The sequence below is a fragment of the Marinovum sp. genome, assembly GCF_048263515.1.
GTDB lineage: Bacteria > Pseudomonadota > Alphaproteobacteria > Rhodobacterales > Rhodobacteraceae > Marinovum.
In genome coordinates, this window is the sequence record NZ_JBLXEC010000011.1 from 30,590 (window position 1) to 55,765 (window position 25,176).

General features: G+C 64.3%; 25 protein-coding genes. 11 read left to right on the forward strand and 14 right to left on the reverse strand.

From position 1 onward, the window contains the following. Positions 1-192: 192 nt before the first annotated feature. Positions 193-1,665, forward strand: coding sequence for a glycerol kinase GlpK (gene glpK, locus ACN0SE_RS11745; RefSeq protein WP_417524713.1), 1,473 nt, complete (start codon positions 193-195; stop codon positions 1,663-1,665). Here the strand turns inward: glpK and ACN0SE_RS11750 are convergent. From ACN0SE_RS11750 to ACN0SE_RS11780, 7 genes are all read right to left on the reverse strand, one after another. Beyond that, positions 1,614-1,982, reverse strand: coding sequence for a CBU_0592 family membrane protein (locus tag ACN0SE_RS11750; protein ID WP_417524714.1), 369 nt, complete (start codon positions 1,980-1,982; stop codon positions 1,614-1,616). The two genes, glpK and ACN0SE_RS11750, sit on opposite strands and share 52 nt — an antisense overlap. 181 nt (positions 1,983-2,163) lie before the next feature. Continuing rightward, positions 2,164-3,450, reverse strand: a complete 1,287-nt coding sequence (locus tag ACN0SE_RS11755) for a pyruvate dehydrogenase complex dihydrolipoamide acetyltransferase (RefSeq protein ID WP_417524715.1) — start codon at positions 3,448-3,450, stop codon at positions 2,164-2,166. Positions 3,451-3,533: 83 nt separating this feature from the next. Beyond that, positions 3,534-3,791 carry a hypothetical protein gene (locus tag ACN0SE_RS11760; RefSeq protein WP_417524716.1) on the reverse strand — a complete coding sequence of 86 codons (258 nt, stop codon included), beginning with the start codon at positions 3,789-3,791 and terminating at the stop codon, positions 3,534-3,536. Continuing rightward, entirely contained in the window at positions 3,791-5,173 is a 1,383-nt protein-coding gene (locus tag ACN0SE_RS11765; protein ID WP_417524717.1) for a pyruvate dehydrogenase complex E1 component subunit beta, read from the reverse strand. Before ACN0SE_RS11765 ends, ACN0SE_RS11760 begins: the two co-directional genes overlap by 1 nt. Beyond that, positions 5,173-5,559, reverse strand: a complete 387-nt coding sequence (locus ACN0SE_RS11770) for a VOC family protein (RefSeq protein WP_417524718.1) — start codon at positions 5,557-5,559, stop codon at positions 5,173-5,175. Before ACN0SE_RS11770 ends, ACN0SE_RS11765 begins: the two co-directional genes overlap by 1 nt. Further along, positions 5,559-6,557: a pyruvate dehydrogenase (acetyl-transferring) E1 component subunit alpha gene (pdhA, locus tag ACN0SE_RS11775; RefSeq protein WP_417524719.1), complete on the reverse strand. Its 999-nt coding sequence runs from the start codon at positions 6,555-6,557 to the stop codon at positions 5,559-5,561. The genes ACN0SE_RS11770 and pdhA overlap by 1 nt, the downstream gene beginning before the upstream one ends. Before the next feature lie 116 nt (positions 6,558-6,673). Beyond that, positions 6,674-6,925 (reverse strand): FtsB family cell division protein, encoded by a 252-nt coding sequence (locus ACN0SE_RS11780; protein ID WP_417524720.1) that lies wholly within the window; start codon positions 6,923-6,925, stop codon positions 6,674-6,676. A gap of 213 nt (positions 6,926-7,138) precedes the next feature. On the opposite strand from ACN0SE_RS11780, the gene ACN0SE_RS11785 reads away from it, so the two are divergent. Continuing rightward, the gene (locus ACN0SE_RS11785) at positions 7,139-8,125 is read left to right on the forward strand and encodes an alpha/beta hydrolase (protein ID WP_417524721.1); all 987 of its coding nucleotides are present in this window, start codon (positions 7,139-7,141) and stop codon (positions 8,123-8,125) included. Between the two features lie 229 nt (positions 8,126-8,354). On the opposite strand, the gene ACN0SE_RS11790 is transcribed toward ACN0SE_RS11785, so the two are convergent. Continuing rightward, positions 8,355-9,248, reverse strand: a complete 894-nt coding sequence (locus ACN0SE_RS11790) for a fructose bisphosphate aldolase (RefSeq protein WP_417524722.1) — start codon at positions 9,246-9,248, stop codon at positions 8,355-8,357. A 241-nt stretch (positions 9,249-9,489) separates the two neighbouring features. After that, the gene (locus ACN0SE_RS11795; RefSeq protein WP_417524723.1) at positions 9,490-10,665 is read right to left on the reverse strand and encodes a phosphoglycerate kinase; all 1,176 of its coding nucleotides are present in this window, start codon (positions 10,663-10,665) and stop codon (positions 9,490-9,492) included. A 131-nt stretch (positions 10,666-10,796) separates the two neighbouring features. Between ACN0SE_RS11795 and ACN0SE_RS11800 the strand changes: the two genes are divergently transcribed. The 4 genes from ACN0SE_RS11800 (at position 10,797) to ACN0SE_RS11815 (ending at position 13,976) form a co-directional block, all read left to right on the forward strand. Further along, entirely contained in the window at positions 10,797-11,303 is a 507-nt protein-coding gene (locus ACN0SE_RS11800; RefSeq protein WP_417524724.1) for a peptidylprolyl isomerase, read from the forward strand. Then, complete coding sequence (locus ACN0SE_RS11805; RefSeq protein ID WP_417524725.1) at positions 11,296-11,850, forward strand: peptidylprolyl isomerase; 555 nt, start codon at positions 11,296-11,298, stop codon at positions 11,848-11,850. Before ACN0SE_RS11800 ends, ACN0SE_RS11805 begins: the two co-directional genes overlap by 8 nt. 552 nt (positions 11,851-12,402) lie before the next feature. Beyond that, positions 12,403-13,374 carry a DUF3179 domain-containing protein gene (locus tag ACN0SE_RS11810; RefSeq protein WP_417524726.1) on the forward strand — a complete coding sequence of 324 codons (972 nt, stop codon included), beginning with the start codon at positions 12,403-12,405 and terminating at the stop codon, positions 13,372-13,374. Positions 13,375-13,538: 164 nt separating this feature from the next. Further along, positions 13,539-13,976, forward strand: coding sequence for a PACE efflux transporter (locus ACN0SE_RS11815; RefSeq protein ID WP_417524727.1), 438 nt, complete (start codon positions 13,539-13,541; stop codon positions 13,974-13,976). Between the two features lie 22 nt (positions 13,977-13,998). Here the strand turns inward: ACN0SE_RS11815 and ACN0SE_RS11820 are convergent, their stop codons facing one another. Then, on the reverse strand, positions 13,999-14,952 hold the full coding sequence (locus ACN0SE_RS11820; protein ID WP_417524728.1) for a radical SAM protein: 954 nt from the start codon (positions 14,950-14,952) through the stop codon (positions 13,999-14,001). A gap of 225 nt (positions 14,953-15,177) precedes the next feature. Here ACN0SE_RS11820 and zwf point away from each other — a divergent pair, with 225 nt between their 5' ends. The 3 genes from zwf to pgi are packed head-to-tail and all read left to right on the forward strand — an operon-like array spanning position 15,178 to position 18,977. Then, positions 15,178-16,632 carry a glucose-6-phosphate dehydrogenase gene (gene zwf, locus ACN0SE_RS11825; protein WP_417524729.1) on the forward strand — a complete coding sequence of 485 codons (1,455 nt, stop codon included), beginning with the start codon at positions 15,178-15,180 and terminating at the stop codon, positions 16,630-16,632. Between the two features lie 36 nt (positions 16,633-16,668). Beyond that, positions 16,669-17,340, forward strand: coding sequence for a 6-phosphogluconolactonase (gene pgl / locus ACN0SE_RS11830; RefSeq protein WP_417524730.1), 672 nt, complete (start codon positions 16,669-16,671; stop codon positions 17,338-17,340). A 35-nt stretch (positions 17,341-17,375) separates the two neighbouring features. Then, positions 17,376-18,977: a glucose-6-phosphate isomerase gene (pgi, locus tag ACN0SE_RS11835; protein WP_417524731.1), complete on the forward strand. Its 1,602-nt coding sequence runs from the start codon at positions 17,376-17,378 to the stop codon at positions 18,975-18,977. Between the two features lie 819 nt (positions 18,978-19,796). On the opposite strand, the gene ACN0SE_RS11840 is transcribed toward pgi, so the two are convergent. Further along, positions 19,797-20,210 (reverse strand): hypothetical protein, encoded by a 414-nt coding sequence (locus ACN0SE_RS11840; RefSeq protein ID WP_417524732.1) that lies wholly within the window; start codon positions 20,208-20,210, stop codon positions 19,797-19,799. A 495-nt stretch (positions 20,211-20,705) separates the two neighbouring features. Between ACN0SE_RS11840 and ACN0SE_RS11845 the strand changes: the two genes are divergently transcribed. After that, entirely contained in the window at positions 20,706-20,978 is a 273-nt protein-coding gene (locus tag ACN0SE_RS11845) for a glycine zipper 2TM domain-containing protein (RefSeq protein ID WP_417524733.1), read from the forward strand. A 391-nt stretch (positions 20,979-21,369) separates the two neighbouring features. Here the strand turns inward: ACN0SE_RS11845 and eno are convergent, their stop codons facing one another. Then, positions 21,370-22,647, reverse strand: coding sequence for a phosphopyruvate hydratase (eno, locus tag ACN0SE_RS11850; RefSeq protein ID WP_417524734.1), 1,278 nt, complete (start codon positions 22,645-22,647; stop codon positions 21,370-21,372). Between the two features lie 244 nt (positions 22,648-22,891). Here eno and ACN0SE_RS11855 point away from each other — a divergent pair, with 244 nt between their 5' ends. After that, positions 22,892-23,611 (forward strand): hypothetical protein, encoded by a 720-nt coding sequence (locus tag ACN0SE_RS11855; protein ID WP_417524735.1) that lies wholly within the window; start codon positions 22,892-22,894, stop codon positions 23,609-23,611. Positions 23,612-23,664: 53 nt separating this feature from the next. On the opposite strand, the gene ACN0SE_RS11860 is transcribed toward ACN0SE_RS11855, so the two are convergent. Together ACN0SE_RS11860 and ACN0SE_RS11865 are read right to left on the reverse strand one after the other, a co-directional pair. Further along, complete coding sequence (locus tag ACN0SE_RS11860; RefSeq protein ID WP_417524736.1) at positions 23,665-24,534, reverse strand: DMT family transporter; 870 nt, start codon at positions 24,532-24,534, stop codon at positions 23,665-23,667. A 65-nt stretch (positions 24,535-24,599) separates the two neighbouring features. Continuing rightward, complete coding sequence (locus ACN0SE_RS11865) at positions 24,600-25,010, reverse strand: Fur family transcriptional regulator (RefSeq protein WP_417524737.1); 411 nt, start codon at positions 25,008-25,010, stop codon at positions 24,600-24,602. Positions 25,011-25,176 lie beyond the last annotated feature (166 nt).

The following is a 25,176-nucleotide window of genomic DNA, read 5'->3' on the forward strand; positions in this document are numbered from 1 at the left end:
CCGCAGGAAATGACGGCGCGCCCCACCGGGCGCGCCATTTTTGCTGGCCTGACGCGCGCGGATGTGCTGAAACCGAAACAGCGCAAACGGCGCGCAACGCCAAATCGACGGCGTTTCGAAAAGAACCGCGCGCAGACGGCCGATAAAACGAACTCAGCTCACGCAGAAGCGCGCCAATAGGGAGGCAGCCGAATGACCCATATCCTTGCCATCGATCAGGGCACCACATCGACCCGCGCCATGGTCTTTGATCAGGCGCTGGAGATCGTGGCCTCGGCGCAGGAAGAGTTCACCCAGCATTTCCCGCAGAGCGGCTGGGTCGAACATGACCCCGCCGATCTGTGGGAGACCACGCTGTCGACCTGTCGCAAGGCGATCGATCAGGCCGGCGAGATCGCCGCCATCGGCATCACCAACCAGCGCGAGACCACCGTGGTCTGGGACCGCGAGACCGGCAAGCCGGTCTACAACGCCATCGTCTGGCAGGACCGGCGCACCGCCGGGATGTGCAAGACGCTCAAGGCCGACGGCTTCGAAGACGTGTTGACCGCGCGCACCGGCCTGCTGCTTGATCCGTATTTCTCGGGCACCAAGCTCGCCTGGATCCTCGACAACGTCGAAGGTGCCCGCGACCGGGCCGAGGCCGGCGGGCTGCTTTTCGGCACCGTCGACAGCTGGCTGGTCTGGAACCTGACCGGCGGGCGCGCCCATGTGACCGATGCCACCAATGCCGCGCGCACCATGCTCTATGACATCCACAAGGGCCGCTGGTCGCAGACCATCTGCGACAAGCTGAACATCCCCGCCGCGATGCTGCCAGAGGTCAGGGATTGCGCCGCCGAGTTCGGCGAGACCGATCTGCTGGGCGGGACGATCCCGATCCTGGGCATTGCCGGCGACCAGCAGGCGGCGACGGTGGGCCAGGCCTGTTTCAAGCCCGGCATGATGAAATCCACCTATGGCACCGGCTGCTTTGCGCTGCTCAATACCGGCGAGACGCCGGTGACATCGAACAACCGGCTGCTGACGACGATTGCCTACCAGCTCGACGGCAAGCCGACCTATGCGCTCGAAGGCTCGATCTTCATCGCCGGCGCGGTGGTGCAATGGCTGCGCGACGGGCTGAAGATCATCGAGAGCGCCGGCGAGACGCAAGCGCTGGCCGAGGCCGCCGATCCCGGGCAGGAGCTGACCCTGGTGCCGGCCTTCACCGGGCTGGGCGCGCCCTACTGGAAGCCCGACTGCCGCGGCGCGATTTTCGGGCTGACCCGCGGCTCCGGCCCGGCGGAATTTGCCCGCGCGGCGCTGGAAAGCGTGGGATTCCAGACCCGCGACCTGCTCGAGGCGATGACCGCCGATTGGGACGGCGCCGACGACACCGCGCTGCGGGTCGACGGCGGGATGAGCGCCTCGCCCTTTGCCATGCAGTTCCTCTCGGACATCCTCGGCGCGCCGGTGGAACGGCCCAAGGTGCTGGAAACCACCGCCATGGGCGCCGCCTGGCTGGCCGGCCACAAGGCGGGCCTGCTGCCGGGCATGGAAGAGTTTGCGGCCTCTTGGGAATGCGACGCGCGGTTCGACCCGGCAATGGCCGAGGAAACCCGCGCGGCCCGCTACGACACCTGGCGCAAGGCGGTCACGGCCACCATCGGCATGGTGTCCTGAGACCGGGGCGGCGTCTGCACCGGCGGGGCCGGGCGCCGACCCCGCCGCAGAAGCCGCCAGCGCATCAGCACGCCGCCCAGCGACATGACGATGTAGAACGACTGGATCAGGGCGGCGCTCAGGTTGAAATCCACCGCCAGGCTGCAGAGCACGCAGCTGGCGGCGGTCAGGACCAGGCCGAAATAGGCCGGGCTGCGGCTGTCGAGCGCCCCGGTGCAGAGGCAGAAGAAGCCGCCGACATAAAGCAGGACCCCGATCAGGCCGATGGTGCGGAATATCGTCTCGTAATCGCCGAATGTGTCAATGTAAGTAACCATGATACCCTCAAGTGGCCCTGAAAATGCTAGCCATGTCTGAAATGGGTGGACTCACCGGGCCAATAGCCGGATGCGCCACTTTATGAGGGCAGGCGGCCGCAACGGGTGAGCCAAAACACATCCGGCGCCATTTTCACTGCGGATTGACGATATTTTACCTGTGGCGGGCGGGCGGCGCGGCTCAGGCCAGCAGCGCCAGCGGCGCTTCCAGCCCGTCCTTGATCGCGGCCAGAAGCTGCGCCCCGAGCGCGCCGTCGATCACCCGGTGATCGACCGAGAGCGTCACCGACATCACGGTCGCCACGCCCAGCGAGCCATCCTCGGTGACCACCGGTTTCTTGAGGCCGGCACCGACCGCGAGGATGGCGCCATGCGGCGGGTTGATCACCGCATCGAAATTCTCGATGCCGAACATCCCGAGGTTGGAGATGGCAAAGCTGCCGCCCTGGTATTCCTGCGGGCTGAGCTTGCGGTCGCGGGCGCGGGCGGCGAGGTCCTTCATCTCGGTCGAGAGCGCCGAGAGCGATTTCTGATGGGCATCACGCAGCACCGGGGTGAAAAGCCCGCCTTCGATGGCGACCGCCACTGCGACATCCGAGGGCGTGAGGCGCAGGATGCGGTCGCCGGCCCAGACCGCATTGGCGTCGGGCACCTGCTGCAGGGCGGCGGCGCAGGCCTTGATGATGAAGTCGTTGACCGAGAGCTTGATGCCGCGCGGCTCGAGCTGGCGGTTGATGTCGGCGCGCAGGGCCAGCAGTGCATCGAGGTGGATGTCGCGGCGCAGGTAGAAATGCGGGATCTGCTGCTTGGCCTCGGTGAGCCGTGCGGCAATGGTCTTGCGCATGCCGTCGAGCGGCACTTCCTGGTATTCGCGGTCGCCATAAAGCGCCGCGACCTGATCGGCGCTGGCGGATTTGGCTTGGGGTCTGGCCTCTGTCGGGGCCTCTTCCGCCCTTGCGGGCGTCTTCGGCGCGGTGGTTGTCGCTGTCGCGCCTTCGACATCGGCCTTGACGATGCGGCCACGCGGGCCGGAGCCCTTGATCTGCGCCAGGTCGAGCCCCTTGTCGGCGGCAATGCGGCGGGCCAGCGGCGAGGCGAAGATGCGGTCGCCTTTGGGCGTTTGGCTCTGCGTCGGGGCGGGTGTTTCGGCGGCTTTTTCGGGCTCAGGTTCAGCCTTGGCGGGCGGGGCCTCCGGTGTCGCGGCCTCGATGTCCTCGGCGCTTTCGCCTTCGTCCAGCAGCACGGCAATGGGGGTGTTGACCTTGACGCCCTGGGTGCCGTCGGCGACCAGCAGCTTGCCGATCACGCCCTCATCGACCGCCTCGAATTCCATCGTCGCCTTGTCGGTCTCGATCTCGGCCAGCAGGTCGCCCGAGGCCACGCTGTCGCCTTCCTTGACCAGCCATTTCGCCAGCGTGCCTTCTTCCATCGTCGGGCTGAGGGCGGGCATCAGGATCTCGGTGGGCATGGTGTCGTCTCCGGACATGGCACTGGGCGCTGGGGGCCAGGGGCGGAGCGAGGGGCCAGCCCCTCGCGCTCCCCGCGGTATTTTCAAACAGAAGAAGGGATCAGGGTGATGGTGTCAAAGGGCGGTTTCGGTCTCTGGCCGCGGGCGAGCTGGGTGATGGCGGTCTCGATCTTTTGCTTGTGGCCGGCCATCCAGACATAGGCGTCCTGGTGGCTGGGGCGGCCGACGATGCGGGTATCAGCGGCAAGTCTCTCGGGGACCAGGGCCGCGACCTCCTGGCCGTCGACCAGGTGGGTGACCCGGTAGCACTCCGTCTCGATATCGCGGCCGTGGACCTCCATCAGCGGTATGTCACCTTTTTCACCGCCTCGATCACCTCTGCGGTCGAGGTCAGCGCGTGTTTTTCCAGGTTGGCGGCATAGGGCATGGGCACGTCCTTGCCGGTGCAATTGATCACCGGGGCGTCGAGCCAGTCGAAGGCCTGTTCCATCAAGAGCGCCGAGATCTGGTTGCCGATCGAGCCGCGCGGGAAACCCTCTTCGACGGTGACGCAGCGGTTGGTCTTCTTGACGCTGTCGAGGATCGCCTCGGTGTCCAGAGGGCGCAGGGTGCGCAGATCGAGCACCTCGGCGTCGATCCCCTCTTTGGCAAGTTTGTCAGCGGCTTCCAGGGCGTAGCTCATGCCGATGCCGAAGCTGACGATGGTGACGTCTGAGCCCTCGCGCCAGGTGCGGGCCTTGCCGAAGGGGACGGTGAAGTCCTCCATCACCGGGACATCGAAGCTCTTGCCGTAGAGGATCTCGTTTTCGAGGAAGATCACCGGGTTGGGGTCGCGTATCGCGGATTTGAGCAGGCCTTTGGCGTCGCTCGCCGAATAGGGCATCGCCACTTTCAGCCCGGGGATATGGGCGAACCAGGCGGCAAAGTCCTGGCTGTGCTGGGCGGCAACGCGGGCGGCGGCGCCGTTGGGGCCGCGGAAGACCATCGGCGCGCCCATCTGGCCGCCGGACATGTAGAGCGTCTTGGCGGCCGAATTGACGATCTGGTCCATCGCCTGCATGGCGAAGTTGAAGGTCATGAACTCGACGATGGGTTTGAGCCCGCCAAAGGCTGCGCCGACGGCAAGGCCGGTGAAGCCGTGTTCGGTGATCGGGGTGTCGATGATGCGCTTGGGGCCGAACTCGTCGAGCAGGCCCTGGCTGATCTTGTAGGCGCCCTGGTATTCGCCGACCTCTTCGCCCATCAGGAAGACATCACCATCGGCGCGCATTTCCTCGGCCATGGCGTCGCGCAGCGCCTCTCGGACGGTCTGTTGCCGGACCTCGGTGCCGTCCGGCCAGTCGGGGTCGCGGTTCGGACGTGATCCGGGAGGGGCTCCCCGGTCCTCGTCTTCACTGCGGGCCTGGGCGGGAGGCCCCGGCTCGGGGGCCGGGGCGGCGTCGGACTTGGGCGCCTCGGTCTCGATGTCTTCGGCGCTTTCACCGTCTTCGACCAGCACGGCGATCGGCGTGTTGACCTTGACGCCCGAGGTGCCCTCGGCGACCAGCAGCTTGCCCACCGTGCCTTCGTCGACGGCTTCGAATTCCATCGTCGCCTTGTCGGTCTCGATCTCGGCGATGATGTCACCAGAGGCGACGGTGTCGCCCTCCTTGACCAGCCATTTCGCCAGGGTGCCTTCCTCCATGGTGGGGGACAGCGCGGGCATGAGAATCTCTGTCGCCATCATGCACCCCCATCGGCGGCTGGGGTGAGGAAACCCACGATATTGCCCTGGCCGTCCTCGACATAGGCGGCGCGACCGACGCCGGGGAAATCGGTGGGCGGCAGCGCCTCGGCGCCACCGTTTTCCAGCGCCCAGCCGTAGCGCTCGTCGCAATCCGCGACCTCGAAGGTCAGGGTGCATCCGCGCACCGGCGCGCCGGCCTCCGGCGTATCGCCCATGCGCTTCATCAGACCGCCGGTCAGGGGACTTTCGATGCCGGGGCCGGAGATCAGGAAATATTCCATCTCCTCGAATCCCGGCATGGCGTCGAAGCTCCAGCCGAAGAGGCCGGAGTAGAACTCTCTTGCGGCCGCGGTATCGCTGGCATGTATCTCGAAATGCGGCATCATTCGGCCTCCGCGTAGATGTCAGTCCAAAGCTCGTCGAGCGCCGGTTCGGGGCTTTCGCGGGCAAACTCGGCGGATTCGTTGACCACCTTCTTGATCTCCTTGTCGATCGCCTTGAGGTCTTCTTCGCTGGCGTGCTTGCCATCGAGCAGCAGGGCGCGGACATGTTCGATCGGGTCGCGCTCTTCGCGCATCTTCTGCACCTCTTCGCGGGTGCGGTACTTGGCCGGGTCCGACATCGAGTGGCCGCGGTAGCGGTAGGTCTTGACCTCGAGGATATAGGGCCCCTTGCCGGCGCGGCAGTGGCCCACGGCCTTTTCGCCGGCCTCCTTGACCGCCAGAACATCCATGCCGTCGACCACCTCTCCGGGGATGCCGAAGGCCTCGCCGCGGGTGTGCAGATCGGGGGTCGAGGTCGAGCGTTGCTGCGCGGTGCCCATGGCGTACTGGTTGTTTTCAATGACAAAGATCACCGGCAGCGCCCAGAGCGCGGCCATGTTGAAGGTCTCGTAGACCTGGCCCTGGTTGGCGGCGCCATCGCCGAAATAGGTGAAGGTGACCCGGCCGTTTTCCTTGTAGCGGTCGGCAAAGGCGAGACCGGCGCCGATCGGCACCTGGGCGCCGACGATGCCGTGGCCACCGTAGAAATGCTTCTCTTTCGAGAACATGTGCATCGAGCCGCCCTTGCCCTTGGAATAGCCGCCCTCGCGTCCCGTCAGTTCGGCCATGACGCCGTTCGGGTCCATGCCGCAGGCCAGCATGTGGCCATGGTCGCGGTAGGAGGTGATCCGCTTGTCACCTTCCTCGGCTGCGGCTTCGAGGCCGACAACCACCGCTTCCTGGCCGATGTAGAGGTGGCAGAAGCCGCCGATCAGCCCCATGCCGTAGAGCTGTCCGGCCTTTTCCTCGAACCGCCGGATCAGCAGCATGTCGCGGTAGTACCGGGTCAATTCGTCCTTGGAAATGTTGGGTTTTTTCGTCGCTCTGCGCGCGGCCATACGGCGCCCTCCCGGTGGCGGATGGTTTAGTGTTAAACTATAGCCTAACCATGCGAGGCGGGGGTGAAAAGGGGGCATCCTCGCTGCAGTTGCAAAGGCGCTGCGCGGCAGAGGGATCAGCGGATGACGATTTCGTCGCTGCGGATCAGGCCCAGAACCTCGCGCGCCTGCTGGTCGAGCAGGTCCAGATCGAGGTATTCGTCGGACAACCGCCGGGTGAGGTTTTCCATCTCGGCCAGCTCGGCGCGCAGGCTGTCGCGCTCGGCCTCGAGCCGGGCGGCATTGTCGAGTATTTCCGCCCGCCGGAACAAGCCGTAATCCCCTTGCACGGCGGCAAAGGTGAAATAGGCCCCCAGCGTGAACGCCATGGCGAAAACGCTTAACGGGACGATGTTCCGGCGGGTCGGATTGCTGCTCATGGTCTGCCTCAATGCATCTCTGACGGATGCTGTGCAGGGACTATGGCACAGGTGATTCGCCATGTGAATCCCATTTGCGAAGTCTACCGTGAATTCTGTGATGTTTTGGCCGAGGGCATCGGAATGATTTGCCAGATGCAACTTCTGCGGTATCACTGCTCCATGGGTTTTCGCGTGTTTCTCCTGCTGGCCGTGCTGGCGCTTGCGGCTTGTGGTCCGCGGGGTGTGCTGCAGCTGGTGCGCGGTACGGATGTGGGCGTGGTGCAGCCGATCTTCGTCGCCTCGAACCGGGCGCTGCGGCACGAGGGCGGGGTACAATTCTCCGGCCGGCGGGGCGATGCGCTGCATTTCGCGCGGCTCGACGTCTCGGTGCCGCCGGCGCATCGCGATGGCAAGGTCGAACGCGCGGCGCCCGGTGTCGCGCCCGATCCGGGGCGGCATTTCGTGCTGTCGGGCGCCTATGCCTATCCGACGCTCGGCGCGTTTGTCCGCGGTGTGGCACAGGCGCCGGCGGTGCGCGACGAGGTCTTTGTCTACGTCCACGGCTACAACACCAACAATGCCGAGGCCGCCTATCGGCTGGCGCAGATGGCGCATGATTTCGATGCCGACGTGCCGGTGATCTCGTTTTCCTGGCCTTCGGGGGCCGATCCGCGCGGCTATGTCTATGACCGTGACAGCGTGATCCATTCGCGCGATGCGCTGGAAGAGTTGCTGGCGGCGCTGACCCGGGAGACGCAGGTCTATCTGGTGGCGCATTCCATGGGGTCGCAGCTGGTGATGGAGACCCTGCGGCAGATCTCGATTGCCGGGAACATGCGGGTGCTGCGGCGGGTGAGCGGGGTGACGCTGATTTCGCCGGATATCGATCCGGATGTCTTTGCCGCACAGGCGCGGCGGATCAGGCCGTTTCCGCAGCCCTTCATCCTGATGACCTCGACCCGGGACACGATCCTCGATCTGGCCGCCTGGGTCGCCGGGCGGCCGCGGCGGCTGGGCGAGATCACCTCGGCGGATGATCTGGACGGGCTGCCGGTGATCGTGGTGGACCTGAGCGATTACGCCGAGACCGGGGCGACGGGGCATGACACGGCGTTCACGGCGCCGCGGGCGATCGAGTTCTTCCGGACGTTTCACGGGGTGCGGTGAAGGCGCGGAACAAGGCCGCAGGCCGCCGCGCCATCGCCGGGCCGCACCTATGGCCCGGCGATTGGGTGACGTGAGCGCGTCGCTCGTTTAAAGCGCGCCAGTGGCTGGGATAAAGCGCGCCGAACGAGTGTTGCATCGCCGTGCCGCGGCCCGTCGACGGCGCGGCTTGGTGCTTGAATGACAAAGGGCGGCCCGGAAGGACCGCCCTGTCTCACGCAATGGCCAAGCTTCAGCCGGCTTTCGACGCCTGGTAGATCGAGTCGATCGCGTCGCCGAGCATGGCGTTGAATTCCTCGTCGCTCTGCTGCGCCGAGAGGCCCTCGGTCAACCCGCGCGAGAAGCTGGCGATCAGACCCTCGTTGCGCGCCAGAAGCGCGTTGGCCTCGTCACGGGAATACCCGCCGGACAGCGCCACGACCCGCATCACCTTGGGATGGTCGATCAGCGGCTTGAAGAAATTGTCCTCGCTGGGCAGCGACAGCTTGAGCATCACCTGCTCGCCCTCGGGCAGGGCGTCGAGATGCTTGAGGATCTGCTCGCGCAGGATGGCCTCGGCCTCGGCCTTGTCGTCGATGGTAATCGTCACTTCCGGCTCGAGGATCGGCATCAGGCCCGCGGCCTTGATCTGCCGGCCGACCTCGAACTGCTGCGCCACGATGGCGTCGATGCCGGCGGCATTGGCCGCGTCGATCACCGAGCGCATCTTGGTGCCGTAGATGCCCTTGCCCTTGGCCCGCGCGCAGAGCGCGTCGAGACCCGGGATCGCCTTCATCAGCTTGACGCCGTCGGAGGGTTCGCAAAGACCTTTGTCGACCTTCAGGAACGGCACGACGCTGCATGTCTCCCAAAGGTATTCGGCCGTCGGGGTGCCGTCGATATCGGCGTCCATGGTGCGTTCGAACAGGATTGCGCCGATCACCTTGTCACCGGAAAACGCCGGCGACTTGATGATCCGGGCACGCATCTCGTGAATCAGGCCGTACATCTCCTCGTCGCCGGAATAGGCGTCTTCCTCGATGCCGTAGAGACGCAGCGCCTTGGGGGTCGAGCCGCCCGACTGGTCGAGTGCTGCGATAAAGCCGTCTTTGTTGGCCATCTGCTTGGCCATAGCGTCGTTGCTCATGGAAATGTCCGTCCCGAAAGTTGTTCACCGGGGCGTGAACGCCCCATGTATCGCAGTGGTAAGCGAGGGGGCGGAGGCTTGCAACGTGAAGGGCGTCTTGATGGCGCTAACATACCAGTTTCTTGCCGATATCGGCGGAGTGGCCTGTCCTGCCGGGGGGCGGGGCGGGGATTTTGTCAGGGCCCCGGAAGCTGCGGAAGACCCGGGCCGGGGCCCGGATCTTCGCGATGTGTCGATCAGCTCAGCCGAGAGCCGCGACGCCGGGCAGGGTCTTGCCTTCCATCCATTCGAGAAAGGCACCGCCGGCGGTTGAGATATAGGTGAAATCCTCTGCCGCCCCTGCCTTGTTGAGCGCCGCCACCGTGTCGCCGCCACCGGCGACCGAGATCAGCTTGCCGGCCTTGGACAGTTCGGCCGCCTGTTTCGCGGCGGCATTGGTGGCGCGGTCGAAAGGCTCGATCTCGAAGGCACCCATCGGGCCGTTCCAGATCAGCGTCTTGGCGCCTTCCAGCACCTCGGCCACCTTCTTGACCGTCTCGGGGCCGGCGTCGAGGATCATCGCGTCGGCGGGGCAGGCGTCGGCGGATACGGTCTCGTTGGCGGCACCGGCCTTGAACTCGCGCGCCACCACCACGTCGACCGGCAGCAGGATCTGGCATCCGGCGGCCTCGGCCTTTTTCAGGATCTCGCGGGCGGTGTCGGTCATGTCATGTTCGGCCAGCGATTTGCCGACATCGATGCCCTGGGCGGCGAGGAAAGTATTGGCCATGCCGCCGCCGATCACCAGGTGATCGACCTTGCTGACCAGGTTGCCCAGAAGGTCGAGCTTGCTGGAGACCTTGGCACCGCCGACCACGGCCACGACCGGGCGTTCGGGATTGCCCAGCGCCTTTTCCAGCGCCGAAAGCTCGGCCTCCATCAGCCGGCCGGCACAGGCTGGCAGCAGCCGCGCGACTCCCTCGGTCGAGGCATGCGCCCGGTGCGCGGCCGAAAAGGCGTCGTTGCAATAGACATCGCCAAGCGAGGCGAGGAATTGCGCCATCTTGGGGTCGTTCTTTTCCTCCATCTCGGAAAAGCGGGTGTTTTCCACCAGCACCACCGACCCGGCCTCGAGGCTGTCGAGCGCCTCGCGCGAGGGGCGTTCGATGAAGATCACGTTGCGGCCCAAGGCGCTTTCCAGCGCCGGAACCACCTGGCTCAGGCTCATTTCGGGGACGTGTTTGCCCTTGGGCCGGCCGAAATGCGCCAGCATCACCGGGGTGCCGCCCTTGGCGAGGATGTCCCGGATCGTCGGGACGATGCGTTGAATGCGGGTGTCGTCGGACACTTTGCCGTTATCCATCGGCACGTTGATGTCGACGCGCGTCAGCACGATCTTGCCATCAAGGTCCATGTCATCGAGTGTTTTCCAGCCCATGTCGCCGTTCCTTGCCTAGGGTTCAGGTTGCGCACTGTTTGGCCGCTAACGGCGCGGGGGTCAATCGCGTGCTTGCCGAGGGGGCCGTGGCAAATTAGGTATCGTGCCAATTGTATTGAGAGGAGGCCCCCATGGCCGAGATCAAGGATCCCGAAAACACCATCCTGATGGAGCTCAAGGGTGGCACCGTCACCATCGAGCTGCTGCCCGACGTGGCACCGAAACATGCCGAGCGCATGAAGGAACTGGCGCGCGAAGGCCAGTACGACAATGTTGCCTTTCACCGGGTGATCGACGGTTTCATGGCGCAGACCGGCGACGTGCAGCACGGCGACATGGAAGACGGCTTCAACATCCGCATGGCGGGCACCGGCAGCTCCGACAAGCCCGACCTGCCGGCCGAATTCTCCAAGCTGCCGCATGACCGCGGCACCCTGGGCGCCGCGCGTTCGCAGAACCCGAATTCCGCCAATTCGCAGTTCTTCATCAACTTCAAGGACAACCACTTCCTCAATGGTCAGTACACGGTCTATGGCCGGGTGATCTCGGGGATGGAACATGTCGATGCCATCACCCGCGGCGAGCCGCCTGCGGAGCCCGATCGGATGATCTCGGTCAAGGTGGCCGCCGATGCATAAGCTGGCCCTTGCCTTTACCGTGATGGCCGGGCCTGCGCTGGCGACCGGTCTCGAGATCGAGGTTTCCGGCACCGCCAATGGCACCGTGACCATCGACCTCTTCGAGGAGATCGCGCCGAAACACGTGGCACAGATCACCGAACTGGCCGAGGCCGGCGCCTATGACGGCGTGGTCTTTCACCGGGTGATCGACGGCTTCATGGCGCAGACCGGCGACGTGCAGTTCGGCAACATGCAGAGCGACGGCTTCTCGATGCAGATGGCCGGGCGCGGTGGATCGGACAAGCCGGACCTGCCGGCCGAGTTCTCCGACAAGGCCTTCGAGCGCGGTGTCGTCGGCATGGCGCGGTCGCAGAACCCGAACTCCGCCAACTCGCAGTTCTTCATCATGTTCGAGCCCGGGTATTTCTTGAACGGGCAATACACCGTTGTCGGTGAAGTGACCGGCGGCATGGACGTCGTCGACGCCATCAAGCGCGGCACCGGCCCGAACGGCGCGGTGGTCGGCGAGGCTGACGTGATGAAAACGGTGACCGTGACCGAGTGATAATGTGCCGAGGCCCCGGGGGTGGTCCGGGGCCTTGCGCTCTGACATATTGCGCTTGCGCGACGCCGTCCCGGACTTGATCCGGGACCTCCACGCTGGCCAATTGCGCCACGCCGTCCCGGACCTGATCCGGGACCTCCACATTCGGCAAAAGCACGCTGACCATGAGGTCCCGGATCAAGTCCAAGAAGCGAGACGCTGACGTCGGCGTTATGCAAGAGGTCCCGGATCAAGTCCGGGACGCGAGGCACTGACGTCGGCGTTACGCAAGAGGTCCCGGACCAAGTCCGGGACGCGAGGCGCTGACATCGACGTTGCGCAGGAGGTCCCGGATCAAGTCCGGGAGGCGAGGCGCTGACATCGACGTTGCGCAAGAGGTCCCGGATCAAGTCCGGGACGTGGGGCGCTGACATCGACGTTGCGCAGGTGGTCCCGGATCAAGTCCGGGACGGCGGAGCCCACAATACTCCACGCACGCCCGATCAAACCCGCGTGCACAGGGCTAGGCAACGGCCCCCTACACGGCGCATCCTGTGGAAAAGGGGAGGCATCATGACACTCAGAACCACCTTGCTGGCCGTGATGGTCGCGGCTACCGCCACTCTGGCCGGCGCCGACCCGCGCAGCTGGTCGCATGAATGGCCCGACACCGACTTCACCAAGACCAGCGTCACGAACTGGGGCGAGATTCTCTCCGGTGGCCCGCCCAAGGACGGTATTCCGGCGCTCGACGGCCCGGGCTTCATTCCCGCTGCCCGCGAAACCCGCATCGGCGCGCGCGAGCCTGTCATTACCGTCGAGATCAAGGGCACCAAGCCCAGGGCCTATCCGATCCGCTATCTCACATGGCATGAGATCGTGAACGACACCGTGGCCGGCGTGCCGATCGCCGTCACCTTCTGCCCGCTCTGCAATTCCGGCATCACCTTCGACCGGCGCACGCGCCACGGCGTGCTCAGTTTCGGCGTCTCGGGCAAGCTGCGCAATTCCGACATGGTGATGTACGACCGCCAGACCGAGAGCTGGTGGCAGCAGGCGCTGGGAGAGGCGATTGTCGGCGATCTGACCGGCACCACGCTCAAGACACTGCCGACCTGGATGGAGAGCTGGGCGCAGTTCAAGGCGCGCAACCCCGACGGGCTGGTGATGGACCAGCCGGCCTGGTCGCGCAGCTACGGCAGCAATCCTTACCGCAATTACGACAGCTCGAAGCGGCCGTTCCTCTATTCGGGCGAAATGCCGCCGCATGGCGTGCCGCCCCTGATGCGCGTGGTGCGGGTCGGCGACCGGGCCTGGCCGCTGTCACGCTTCGAGGGCCAGCGCGAGATCACCGAGGCCGGCGTCACTCTGACCTGGAGCGAAGGTCAGGCCTCGGCGCTTGATACCGGCAACATCAACCAGGGCCGTGAGGTCGGCAATATCCGGGTGCGTGATGGCAACGGCCGGGACGTGGCGCATGATCTGATGTTTGCCTTTGCCTTCCATGCCTTCTGGCCTGACGGTCGCTGGATGCTGGGGCGCTGACCAGCGGGGGAAAGCCGGCCTGAATGGCCCCCGAGCAAAGGCCTGCCAATGCGCCAACCCAGGGTTGAAATGTGCCCCGTCCGATGGCATATCACCGGGCGAGGGGACGACCCCTCGATTTCGGATCACAGCCGGGACGGCCCGGCACCCTCCATGAGGTTGCCATGCGCTCTCCGCTTGACCGTCTGCGCCACGCGCTCAGCTTTGAAATCATCGCCCTTCTGATCGTCGTCCCGCTGGGGGCGCTGATCTTCGGCTTTCCTCTCCACGATATCGGCGTGGTGGGCGTGGTCGGTGCCACCATCGCCACGCTGTGGAACATGGCCTACAACTGGCTTTTCGACCTGGTGCTGAAGCGCCGCTGCGGCACCACGCTCAAGACCCCGCGCCAGCGGGTGTTTCACGCGGTGCTTTTCGAGGCCGGGCTGCTGCTGATGCTGCTGCCCTTCATCGCCTGGTACCTCGGCATCTCGCTCTGGGCAGCACTGGTGATGGATATCTCTTTTGCCGGCTTCTACCTGGTCTATGCGCTGGTCTTCAACTGGCTCTACGACTGGGTGTTTCCGCTGCCGGAATGGGCGCAGCAGCAAGCTACCGAGTGACCGCCGGGGCAGGGCGCCGGGCTCAGCCCGAGCAGCTTGCCCCGCCCAGTACGCAGAACTTGGCGCAATGGGGGTGGTTCAGTGCCACCGGGCGCTCGGCCTCGGCCAGGGTTTCGCCCAGCTCGAACTCGGGGTCATAGGGCAGCAGCGTGCAGGCCAGCACCGCAAGACGCCCGGCGCCCTTGCGTTTCACCACCATGCGGGACGAGGCGCACATGACATCCTCGGGCCGCTTGCCGAGGATGTCCCAGCAGGCGGTGGTGATTTCCGGCACTTCGACCTTCACGTCCATCTCGGGGAACAGCACGGTCTCGGCCGGGTTGTCCGCGTCGATGGCAAAGCCTTCCTCGGCGAAGAGCCGGCCAAAGCCCTCACGCGCCTCGGCCTCGTTCTCGGCCCAGATGATCCGGCCGGCCACCGCCATACGCACGCCGGCGTCGCGCAGCCAGCGCATGCCGTCGAGCGTTACCGCATGGCTGCCTTCACCGCGCTCGGCGTCGTGATGCACCCGGCTCCAGTGATCTAGCGAGACCCGGAAGGTCAGCTTGTCGCCATATTCCTTCTGCAGCTCGACGATTCCGGCCTGCACCCGCTTGCGCATCATCGGCCGCATGGCATTGGTCAGGATCAGCACCTCGTAGCCCCGCTCCAGCGCCGCGCGGGTCATGCCGATCATTTCAGGGTTCATGAAGGGCTCGCCGCCGGTAAAGCCGATCTCGCGCACGCCCCAGCGCCGCGCCTCCAGCTCGTCGAGATAGCGCACCACCTCGGCCTCGGTGATATAGACCAGCGCATCGTTGCTGGGCGAACTGGCGATATAACAATTCGCGCATTCGATGTTGCAGAGCGTCCCGGTGTTGAACCACAGCGTCTGCGGATCGCTGAGTGCGACGGTTGCGCGCGGCTCGCCCTTGGCGGTGAGCTTGGGGTCGATGAACTTGCCCGCATTGGCATCGGAAAGCGTTTGATCTTTCATGAGCTTGTCGCATATCTCCGGTTTCTCTTCCGGGGTAACCGCCGGGCGAAACGTTGCCAATGGTCAACACCGGGCCTGACGCCATTGTGAAGCCTGAAATGCGTGTTAGACTTTTGCCGAGCAACCGGGTAGTGAGGCACCGAGGTCGTTAAGTTAGCGCTAACGGCGCAACGGCGAATTGTGATGCTGGCTCTGAAAGAGCCAAAGAAAGCAAAAGGATAGCCTATGGTTTCACGAGTCATCCCAGTGGACCCGTTTGATCTGGTTGTGTTCGGCGGCACCGGCGATCTTGCCCGCCGCAAGATTCTCCCCGGGCTGTTTCGCAGGTTCTGCGCCGGCCAGATGCCCGCCGAGGCCCAGATCATCGCCGCCGCCCGGTCGGAGATGGACGCCGAGGGCTATCGCAAGATGGTGCGCGACGCGATCAACGAGTTCGACGGCCAACGCCCCGACGAATGCCCTGAGCTCGAGAATTTTCTGAGCCGGCTGAACTATGTCCAGGTCGATGCCCAGGGCGACGGCGGCTGGCAGGAACTGAAAGAGATGCTGCGCAAGGACACCGTCAAGGCGTTCTACTTCTCGGTCGCGCCGTCGCTCTTTGGTGACATCGCCGAACGGCTCAAGAACAAGGGCCTGGCCAAGCGTGACGCACGCATCGTGGTGGAAAAACCCTTCGGTCGTGACCTTGCCTCGGCGCAGGCGCTCAACAAGTCGCTGGCGGCCTATTTCAACGAGGATCAGATCTACCGGATCGACCATTATCTGGGCAAGGAAACCGTCCAGAACCTGATGGCGGTGCGCTTCGGCAACATGCTGTTCGAGCCGCTGTGGAACAGCCAGTACATCGATCACATCCAGATCACCGTGGCCGAGACCGTCGGCGTCGGAGGCCGTGGCGGCTATTATGACAAGTCGGGCGCGATGCGCGACATGGTGCAGAACCACCTGATGCAGCTGCTCTGCCTGATCGCCATGGAGCCGCCCTCGCGCTTCGAGCCGGGTGCCGTGCGCGACGAAAAGCTCAAGGTCATCCGTGCCCTCGAGCCGGTCGAGCCGCATCACATCGCCCGCGGCCAGTATGACGCCGGCGCCGGTGAGGCCGGGTACCGCGAGCACGCCGAAGACCCGCGCTCGCGCACCGAGAGCTTCATCGCGCTCAAGTGCCATATCTCGAACTGGCGCTGGGCCGGCACGCCGATCTATCTGCGCACCGGCAAGCGGCTGAAGGCGCGCACCAGCGAAATCGCCGTGGTGTTCAAGGAAACCCCGCATTCGATCTTTGACGAGGACGCCGGCCGTCACCGCAACATCCTGACCATCCGCCTGCAGCCGAACGAAGGCATGGAACTGGGCGTGACGATCAAGGAACCGGGGCCGGGGGGCATGCGTCTTGTCGATGTGCCGCTCGACATGTCCTTCTCCGATGCGCTGGGTCCCGACGCCGACGAGGTGCCGGATGCCTATGAACGCCTGATCATGGATGTGATCCGTGGCAACCAGACGCTCTTCATGCGCGGTGACGAGGTCGAGGCCGCCTGGGCCTGGACCGATCCGATCATCCAGGGCTGGGAAACCCGCAACGAGGTGCCCAAGCTCTATGACCCGATGTCCTCGGGGCCCGAGGATGCGCTGATGCTGATGCACCGCGACGGCCGCAAATGGCGGGAAATCAAGGCCTGACTTCCCGCGGCTTCCCTCAATCAAAAAGGTCACGTCATGGAATTCATCGACTATCCTGACCGCGAAATGTTGGTGATCGATGTCGCCAACAAGCTGGCCGGCGAATTGCGCGCCGCGCTGGAGCACGAGGACCGCGTGCTGATGGCGGTGCCCGGTGGCACCACGCCCGGCCCGATCTTCGACGATCTCTGTGCTGCCGATCTCGACTGGAGCCGGGTCGACGTCATGCTCTCGGACGAGCGCTGGGTGCCGGAGGACAGCGAGCGGTCGAACACCCGCCTGCTGCGCGAGCGGCTGCTGGTCGAGCGGGCTGCGGCGGCGCGGCTTGTGCCGCTCTATCTGCCGGGCAAGACCCCCGAGGACCGTCTGGCCGAGCTCGAGGCCGACATTGCCCCGCGGCTGCCGATCCAGGTGCTTCTGCTGGGCATGGGCGCCGACATGCACACCGCCTCGCTCTTTCCCGGTGCCGACCAGCTGGCCGAGGCGCTCGATCCCAGAGCGCCGGCGCTGATGGCAATGCGCGCCCCCGGCGCGCCCGAGCCGCGGATTACCCTGACCGCGCAGGCGCTGGACGGCGCGATGTCCAAGCACATCGTCATCTTCGGCGAGGACAAGCGCGAGGCGCTGGAACGCGCCCGTCATCTCAAGCCCGCCGAGGCGCCTGTGGCCGCCGTGCTGTCGCAGGCCATGGTGCACTGGGCGCCCTGATCCCATCAACCGGCCTTATGAAGGACATGGAAAACATGTGGACCAAGTTGCAATCTCTGGCGCAGGACGTCGAGACCCGTAAAATCGTCGATTTGTTCGAAAACCCCAAGCGGGCGGCGGAGTTCTCCACCAGTTTCGACCAGACATTGTTCGATTTCTCCAAGACCAACATCGACGCGGACATTCTCTCGGCGCTGCTGGAACTGGCCGAGAACGCCGGTGTCGCCGCCAAGCGCGACGCGATGTTCGCCGGTGAGAAGATCAACGAAACCGAAGGCCGCGCGGTGCTGCATACCGCGCTGCGCAACCTCGACGGCGGTGCCGTCATGGTCGACGGCAAGGATGTCATGCCCGGCGTTCTCGAGACGCTCGACCGGATGGACGCCTTTGCCCGCGACGTGCGCGACGGCAAGTTCACGGGGCAGGGCGGGGCGATCACCGATGTGATCAACATCGGCATCGGCGGTTCCGATCTCGGGCCGGTGATGGCCTACAAGGCGCTGTCACCTTATGCCGATGGCCCGCGTGTACATTACGTCTCGAACGTCGACGGCGCCGATATTGCCGACACGCTGCAGGGACTGGACCCGGAAACCACGCTGGTGATCGTCGCCTCCAAGACCTTCACCACCATCGAGACCATGACCAACGCCCGCACCGCGCGGGCCTGGATGTCGGACAAGGTCTCCGACCCTGCGGCGCAGTTTGCCGCGCTCTCTTCGGCCACCGACAAGACCGCCGATTTCGGCATCGATCCCTCGCGGGTCTTCGGCTTCGAGGATTGGGTCGGCGGGCGCTATTCCGTCTGGGGCCCGATCGGGCTGTCGCTGATGCTGGGCATCGGCCCCGAGGCCTTCCGTGCCTTTCTGCGCGGCGGGCAGGCGATGGACCGGCACTTCCAGCAGGCGGAGTTCGCCGAGAACATGCCGGTGCTGCTGGCGCTGGTCGGCATCTGGCACAACCAGGTTCTGGGCCACGCGACCCGCGCCGTGCTGCCCTATGACAACCGCCTGGTGCGGCTGCCGGCCTATCTGCAGCAGCTGGAGATGGAATCGAACGGCAAGAGCGTGGCCATCGATGGCTCTGACCTGACGCACAATTCCGGCCCGGTGGTCTGGGGTGAGCCCGGCACCAACGGCCAGCACGCCTTCTATCAGCTGATCCACCAGGGCACGCGGGTCGTGCCCTGCGAATTCCTCGTCGCCGCCGAAGGCCATGAGCCCGAGCTGGCGCATCATCACCAGCTGCTGGTCGCCAATTGCCTGGCGCAATCCGAAGCGCTGATGCGCGGCCGGACGCTGGACGAGGCGCGCGAGAAGGTTGCCGGCAGCTTCGAGGGCGATGAGCTGGAGCGCCAGGCGCGCCACCGGGTGTTCCCCGGCAACCGTCCCTCGACGACGCTGGTCTATCCAAAGCTGACGCCGGAGATCCTCGGCCAGATCGTGGCGCTTTACGAGCACCGGGTGTTCGTCGAAGGGGTGATCCTCGACATCAACTCGTACGATCAATGGGGTGTCGAGCTGGGCAAGGAACTGGCCACCGCGCTGGGCCCGATCGTCGCCGGCGAAGAGAGCGCCGAAGGCAAGGACGGCTCGACCCGGCAACTGGTCGACTACATTCTGAAGCATCGCGGCTGATGCCGCGGCACCTGGCCGGGGGAGCCCCTGGCCAGGCGCTGACGTCGCCCCGGGCCTGTTCCGGGGCCTCTTCTTCCGACGCCTGTCTATCTCAAAAGCGCGTTAACAGCGGCCAGAGGCCGCCGCGCATCGCCGGGCCGCCCCTTGGCACGGCGATTTGGCTGACGCAAGCGCGTCGCTCTGACCTCTTCCGGACTTGGCTGTGATAAAGCGCTGCCGAACTGCGCGGGGATCGCCGCACCGCGGCCCTTGCGATGCGCTGACGCAGCCTCGGACGTGATCCGGGGCCTCTTGTTTCCGACGTCTGTCTATCTCAAAAGCGCGTTAACAGCGGCCAGAGGCCACCGCGCATCGCCGGGCCGCCCCACGGCACGGCGATTTGGTTGGCACATGCGCGCCGGTCTGATCTCTTCCGGATTCCGCAAAGATAAAGCGCTGCCGAACTGCGCGGGGTTCGCCGCACCGCGGCCCTTGCGATGCGCTGACGCAGCCCCGGACGTGATCCGGGGCCTCTTGTTTCCGACGTCTGTCTATCTCAAAAGCGCGTTAACAGCGGCCAAAGGCCGCCGCGCATCGCCGGGCCGCCCGCCGGCGCGGCGATTTGGCTGATACAAGCGCGTCGCTCTGATCTCCTGCGGAGTTGTCGAAGATAAAGCGCTGCCGAACTCGGCGAGGATCGCCGCACCGCGGCCCGGCGATGCGCGGCTCTCGCTGGGGGCAGGAGAGCCCGAAACACCCCCAAAAAACGAAAAATGGACGGGAGAAACTCCCGTCCAAGTTAGTAGAGCTGGTGGTAGAACAGTTCCGGCCGGGGACGGCCTAGAACAGGCCTTGCCAACCACCACGGACAAGGGCCGTCTCTCCGCCACCCTGAATTGTCAGCACCAGCAGGGCGAAGAGGAAACCTGTGGCGTGCAGGAATTCCCAGACGGCTGCGGGGCCGTAGACGGCATAGGGGGCGGTAAAATCGAAAAGGATCAGCACCGTGATCAGCACCATCGATGAAAACGCGATGATCCGGGTGCGGATGCCGAGCATCAGCCACAGGGCGAAGATCAGCATCAGGATGAGCAGGGGGATGGTCATGAACTGGAACTGAGACACGTAGTCAAAGTTCATCCACGAATGCGCAAAGGGGCCATGGTAGGCGCCTGCGGTGGTCAAAGCGCACAGCATAAGCGTGTACCCGCAGAACAGGCGCACCAGGAGTGTCATGTAGCGTTCGTATTTCATCACTGCCTCGATAGGATCGGTTTTTCTTTTGGTTGAGTTCATCATATTTAACAAAATTAGCAATTCAACCCTAAAGATGCATGTAAGATGCCATTTAATCTGTGGAGTGCCTTTGAGATTTCGTTATACCATTGATTTTATTGGTGAAATTACAGTTTCGCGCCATGAAATCCGAGTGGCATTCCGGCCAAGGGTATATAAGTCAGGCTGATTTAGTAAACCCACAGGTTGTATGTTTACGTGGGCGGCGGCTGGGTAATTTGTAAGTAAGTTTGAATTACCAATATAGGCTCTGCCTATGGATGTTGACGCAGGCGGAATTGCGCGTCAGGCTTCGGGCCAGGTTTGCCCCGAAATTCACGCCGGTTCGGCGGGCTTTCGCCGACCTGACGGCCGGGCATCCGCAGAAAGGCGCTTGGTTGCAGAATTCGGCTGGCCGCGGCGAAATGTGGCGCTAGGTTCGCGACCATAGACACTTGGAACTAGGAGACACCCATGAAACTCCCGAGCATTGCGGCCGCAGCCTTTGCCATGACCGGCCTCGCAGCTTGTGACTCGCTGACCCCTGATCAACGTTCTGTCGTTGGCGTTACAGGCGGTGCAGCAGCGGGCCTGATCGCCGCTTCGGCGCTCGAGGCGGACGACAACTGGCGCCTGATCGCGGCGCTTGCAGGCGCGGCAGCCGGCACCGTGGTGGCGCAGAACACCGCCACCGGCAACTGTGCCTACGCGCGTGGCGACGGCACCTACTACAAGGCGCCCTGCTAAAACGCCCTTTGCGACACGGCGGTGCCCCATCGGGGCGCCGCCACTAGGCTCTGGTATGGTTTTTGAGCCCCAGAGTCCTACAAGCGCTTTGATCCGGCAGGTCCGGATCGTGCGTTTGCCCCAGACCCCCTTACATTCCCGGCAGACCATACTTCGACGCATATAGCCTCAGTCTATGCGCTGCGGGGCAGGGTGCTGCCGAGCTCTGCCAAGGCACGCGCATGAACGGGCGAGCGTCGGCCATATCATTCAGCTGTCAGGTGATTCGTGTTCTGCCGAGAATCTGCCGGCAGACGACTCACTTGAACGCCTTTCAACCGCCGGGAAAACGAAAAGGGCCCCTCCGAATCCGGAGAGGCCCGTCAGCACCGTCACCCCTGGGGGCGTGGGCTTACTTCTTCAGGATCGAACGCCCGGCATACTCCGCCGTCTCGCCGAGGATCTCCTCGATACGGATCAGCTGGTTGTACTTGGCCAGCCGGTCGGAGCGCGCCAGCGAGCCGGTCTTGATCTGACCGCAGTTGGTCGCCACCGCGAGATCGGCGATGGTCGCATCCTCGGTCTCGCCCGAGCGGTGCGACATCACGTTGGTGTAGCGCGCCCGGTGGGCCATATCGACGGCCTTGAGCGTCTCGGTGAGCGAGCCGATCTGGTTGACCTTCACCAGCATCGAGTTGGCCACACCACGTTCGATGCCATCCGCCAGGCGAACCGGGTTGGTGACAAAGAGATCATCACCCACCAGTTGGATCTTGTCGCCCAGCTTGTCGGTCAGGATCTTCCAGCCGTCCCAGTCGTCTTCGCTCATGCCGTCCTCGATCGAGATGATCGGATAATCGTCACACAGCGCGGCCAGGTAGTCGGCGTTTTCCTCGGATGTCAGCGATTTGCCCTCGCCCTTCATCTCGTACTTGCCGTCTTTATAGTATTCGGTCGCGGCGCAATCCATGGCAAGGTAGATGTCCTCGCCCGGCTTGTAGCCGGCTTTCTCGATCGACTTGAGGATGAAGTCGAGCGCCTCGCGGGTCGAACCGAGCTCGGGCGCGAAACCGCCTTCGTCGCCCAGACCGGTGGACATGCCGGCGGCCGAGAGCTCTTTCTTCAGGGTGTGGAAGACTTCCGAGCCCATGCGCACGGCGTCGCGGATGTTTTCCGCGCTGACCGGCATGATCATGAATTCCTGGATGTCGATCGGGTTGTCGGCGTGCTCGCCGCCGTTGATGATGTTCATCATCGGCACCGGCAGAAGACGAGCCGAGGTGCCGCCGACATAGCGGAAGAGGGGCTGGCCGGTGTATTCCGCCGCCGCCTTGGCCACCGCGAGCGAAACGCCGAGGATGGCGTTGGCGCCCAGACGGCCCTTATTGTCGGTGCCGTCAAGCTCGCACATCGCCATGTCGATCGAGACCTGCTCGGTCGCGTCCATGCCGACGATTTCGTCGGCGATCTCGCCGTTGACCGCGGCCACGGCTTCGAGAACGCCCTTGCCCATGTAGCGCGCCTTGTCGCCGTCACGCTTTTCCACGGCTTCATAAGCGCCGGTCGAGGCACCCGAGGGCACGGCGGCGCGGCCGACGGTGCCGTCTTCCAGCGTGACGTCGACCTCGACGGTCGGGTTGCCGCGGCTGTCCAGAATTTCGCGGGCGAAAATGTCGATAATAGTGCTCATGGGCTGTCCCTCATGACGATGAATTTGTCGCCTCTTTATCAGAGGCCCGAGGCTTTGGGAACTGGCTTGGTTAGCGCTAACTGTTCGATTTTTCCGGGCTGCGGCGACATGAAGCGGTGGCTTGTTTTCTGCCGTGGTGTGCCGTGGTCCCAGAAAAACGGAGTGGCAGAGGGTTACCGTGCTAGGGTGTTCGCACGTCTCGCAGTGTCTTCGAATAAATAATTAAAGAAAGAGAAAAAATAATATGCCAGACACAGTTGCCAAGCCAAAAACGAAAGTGCCTTTGGACCAGACGTCCCGGTTTGACTTCAAAGACCCGCATGGGGTGAAGGACACCAAGACCGGCCTTACCTGGGACATCGCTGCCAAGAGAGCATCCCGCTGGTCGACGGGCGAACATGATACCGATGTGCCCGATGGCGATTTGTTCACCAAGGTGCTGGCGGAGAAGAACGCTGGCTCAGGGCGCGTGGTCCTGCCGCCGCAGGAGCTCACGCACAGCGAGACCGGAGCGCACACCGATCAATACGCCGTAGGCGCGATCGTGCTGAAACCAGCTGTGGAAGGTGCCTATTCGGACTGGCGTGTGCCGGACGTCCGGGAATTGACTGAATTGTTCAACCATTGGGGGCTGTTGCAGCATATATCGCTTGCGCAGAACAAGGGAAACCAGACGTTGAACGACTCCGCCTCGTATTTCACCAGCACTTTGGTGAGAGTTGATAAGGCGGAAACGCCGACGGAATGTTACATCATCAGCGGATTTCTCGAACAGGAGGACGATAAAGAGGGTAAGCCGATCCTCGGCATAACGGGCTATTCCGGTGACCGGCAATACCCCCTCAAGTTCGCGCGCTCCAAGAAGATGTTGACCACAGACAGGGACACAGCATCCCTTGTCATGTTGGTACGCGGTACCGAAAGCTATGATCCCGACACCGAAGAGAATGCAAAGAAAGCCTAGCTGCGGCCTGTCGCCCTAGTGTGGGCCGGGTTGGCCGCGTCAACCCGGCTTCATCAAACCGGTGCCAGCGCCAACTGCCGTTCGCGGTAGAAGGTATAAAGACCCGACGCCAAAATGATCGCCGCGCCCACCAGCGTCAGCGTATCGGGCCGGTCGCCCAGCACGATCACGCCAAGCCCCATGGTAAATACCAGCCGGCTGTAGCGGAAGGGCGAGACGATGGCTGCCGGCGCCAGCCGCATCGCCGCGGTGACGAGGTAATAACCGGTGGTCGTCACCAGCACCGCCAGGAAGATATGGCCGAAGCCGCCGCCGCCGGTGCTCCAGTCCGGCCCCATCAGCAGCATCAGCACCAGCCCAGCAGGCACCGTCGCGCCGAAGCCCCAGGTCGAGAGCGTCAGCGAGTCGATCCGGTCGGGCACCTGCCGCGTCAGCAGATCGCGTGCCGCCAGCCCGCAGGCCCCCATCGCCACCAGAAGTGCCGCCGGCTCGAAGCCCTCCATGCCCGGGCGGATCACCAGCAGCATGCCGATCAACCCCGCCAGAATGGCCAGCCAGCGCCGCCAGCCCACCGTCTCGCCCAGAAACAGCGCCGCGCCCAGCGTCACCAGAAGTGGCGTCGTCTGCATGATCGCCGCCACCATCGGCAGCGGCGTCCAGGCGATGCCGGTCACCATGCCCAGCGCCGCCAGCACCTCGGCCAGATTGCGCGAGATCACGGTGCGATTGAAAAAGGCGCGGTTGAGCAGGGGGATGCCGCGAATTTTTGCCACCAGCATGAACAGCAATGTCCCGCCGAGGCTGAGAAAGAACATCACCTGACCGGGAGGCAGGCTTTGCGAGGCGAGCTTGATGAAAAGGTCACTGAGCGCGAGGCAGGCCATCGACGCCGTCATGAAAAGGATCGCGCGCAGCACCTGCATCGGTTTTCTTTCGATGTGAAGTATCTCGCCCTGAGTAGCGCGCGGCGGACGGGATGCCAAGGTGCCTATTTCTTGATCGGCACACCGTAAAGCTCGAGCCTGTGGCCCTTGAGCCGGTAGCCCAGCTTCTCGGCAATACGCTCCTGCAGTTCCTCGATCTCGGGGTCGACGAATTCGATCACCTCGCCGGAATTCATGTCGATCAGGTGGTCGTGGTGGTCGCGCTCGGCGTCTTCATACCGCGCGCGGCCGTCGCCGAATTCATGCTTGTCGAGAATGCCGGCCTCTTCGAACAGCTTCACCGTGCGATAGACCGTGGCGATGGAAATCGCCGCGTCGCGGGCCGAGGCGCGGGCATAAAGCTCTTCGACATCGGGGTGGTCGTCGCTGTCCTCGAGCACGGCGGCGATCACCCGGCGCTGGCCGGTCATGCGCAGGCCCTTGGCCTCGCAGCGTTCCAGAATGGTGTGGTTCATGATCTCGCCCGGTTGTCGTCCGCGCAGCGAGGTCTAGGCGATTTGCCCCGCGCCGAAAAGACCCGGATCGGAATTCTGCCGCCTTCCGCTGCGCCGGCCCGAGCATTGGACAAAAATGTCTAGACGGAATCGCAGGCCCGTCCTACCGTCGCGGTGACAGCCATCA

Coding starts and splice junctions, on each gene's coding strand:
- glpK (WP_417524713.1), top strand. CDS start 193: ATGACCCATATCCTTGCCATCGATCAGGGCACCACATCGACCCGCGCC.
- ACN0SE_RS11750 (WP_417524714.1), bottom strand. CDS start 1,982: ATGGTTACTTACATTGACACATTCGGCGATTACGAGACGATATTCCGC.
- ACN0SE_RS11755 (WP_417524715.1), bottom strand. CDS start 3,450: ATGCCCACCGAGATCCTGATGCCCGCCCTCAGCCCGACGATGGAAGAA.
- ACN0SE_RS11760 (WP_417524716.1), bottom strand. CDS start 3,791: ATGGAGGTCCACGGCCGCGATATCGAGACGGAGTGCTACCGGGTCACC.
- ACN0SE_RS11765 (WP_417524717.1), bottom strand. CDS start 5,173: ATGGCGACAGAGATTCTCATGCCCGCGCTGTCCCCCACCATGGAGGAA.
- ACN0SE_RS11770 (WP_417524718.1), bottom strand. CDS start 5,559: ATGCCGCATTTCGAGATACATGCCAGCGATACCGCGGCCGCAAGAGAG.
- pdhA (WP_417524719.1), bottom strand. CDS start 6,557: ATGGCCGCGCGCAGAGCGACGAAAAAACCCAACATTTCCAAGGACGAA.
- ACN0SE_RS11780 (WP_417524720.1), bottom strand. CDS start 6,925: ATGGCGTTCACGCTGGGGGCCTATTTCACCTTTGCCGCCGTGCAAGGG.
- ACN0SE_RS11785 (WP_417524721.1), top strand. CDS start 7,139: ATGGGTTTTCGCGTGTTTCTCCTGCTGGCCGTGCTGGCGCTTGCGGCT.
- ACN0SE_RS11790 (WP_417524722.1), bottom strand. CDS start 9,248: ATGAGCAACGACGCTATGGCCAAGCAGATGGCCAACAAAGACGGCTTT.
- ACN0SE_RS11795 (WP_417524723.1), bottom strand. CDS start 10,665: ATGGGCTGGAAAACACTCGATGACATGGACCTTGATGGCAAGATCGTG.
- ACN0SE_RS11800 (WP_417524724.1), top strand. CDS start 10,797: ATGGCCGAGATCAAGGATCCCGAAAACACCATCCTGATGGAGCTCAAG.
- ACN0SE_RS11805 (WP_417524725.1), top strand. CDS start 11,296: ATGCATAAGCTGGCCCTTGCCTTTACCGTGATGGCCGGGCCTGCGCTG.
- ACN0SE_RS11810 (WP_417524726.1), top strand. CDS start 12,403: ATGACACTCAGAACCACCTTGCTGGCCGTGATGGTCGCGGCTACCGCC.
- ACN0SE_RS11815 (WP_417524727.1), top strand. CDS start 13,539: ATGCGCTCTCCGCTTGACCGTCTGCGCCACGCGCTCAGCTTTGAAATC.
- ACN0SE_RS11820 (WP_417524728.1), bottom strand. CDS start 14,952: ATGAAAGATCAAACGCTTTCCGATGCCAATGCGGGCAAGTTCATCGAC.
- zwf (WP_417524729.1), top strand. CDS start 15,178: ATGGTTTCACGAGTCATCCCAGTGGACCCGTTTGATCTGGTTGTGTTC.
- pgl (WP_417524730.1), top strand. CDS start 16,669: ATGGAATTCATCGACTATCCTGACCGCGAAATGTTGGTGATCGATGTC.
- pgi (WP_417524731.1), top strand. CDS start 17,376: ATGTGGACCAAGTTGCAATCTCTGGCGCAGGACGTCGAGACCCGTAAA.
- ACN0SE_RS11840 (WP_417524732.1), bottom strand. CDS start 20,210: ATGAAATACGAACGCTACATGACACTCCTGGTGCGCCTGTTCTGCGGG.
- ACN0SE_RS11845 (WP_417524733.1), top strand. CDS start 20,706: ATGAAACTCCCGAGCATTGCGGCCGCAGCCTTTGCCATGACCGGCCTC.
- eno (WP_417524734.1), bottom strand. CDS start 22,647: ATGAGCACTATTATCGACATTTTCGCCCGCGAAATTCTGGACAGCCGC.
- ACN0SE_RS11855 (WP_417524735.1), top strand. CDS start 22,892: ATGCCAGACACAGTTGCCAAGCCAAAAACGAAAGTGCCTTTGGACCAG.
- ACN0SE_RS11860 (WP_417524736.1), bottom strand. CDS start 24,534: ATGCAGGTGCTGCGCGCGATCCTTTTCATGACGGCGTCGATGGCCTGC.
- ACN0SE_RS11865 (WP_417524737.1), bottom strand. CDS start 25,010: ATGAACCACACCATTCTGGAACGCTGCGAGGCCAAGGGCCTGCGCATG.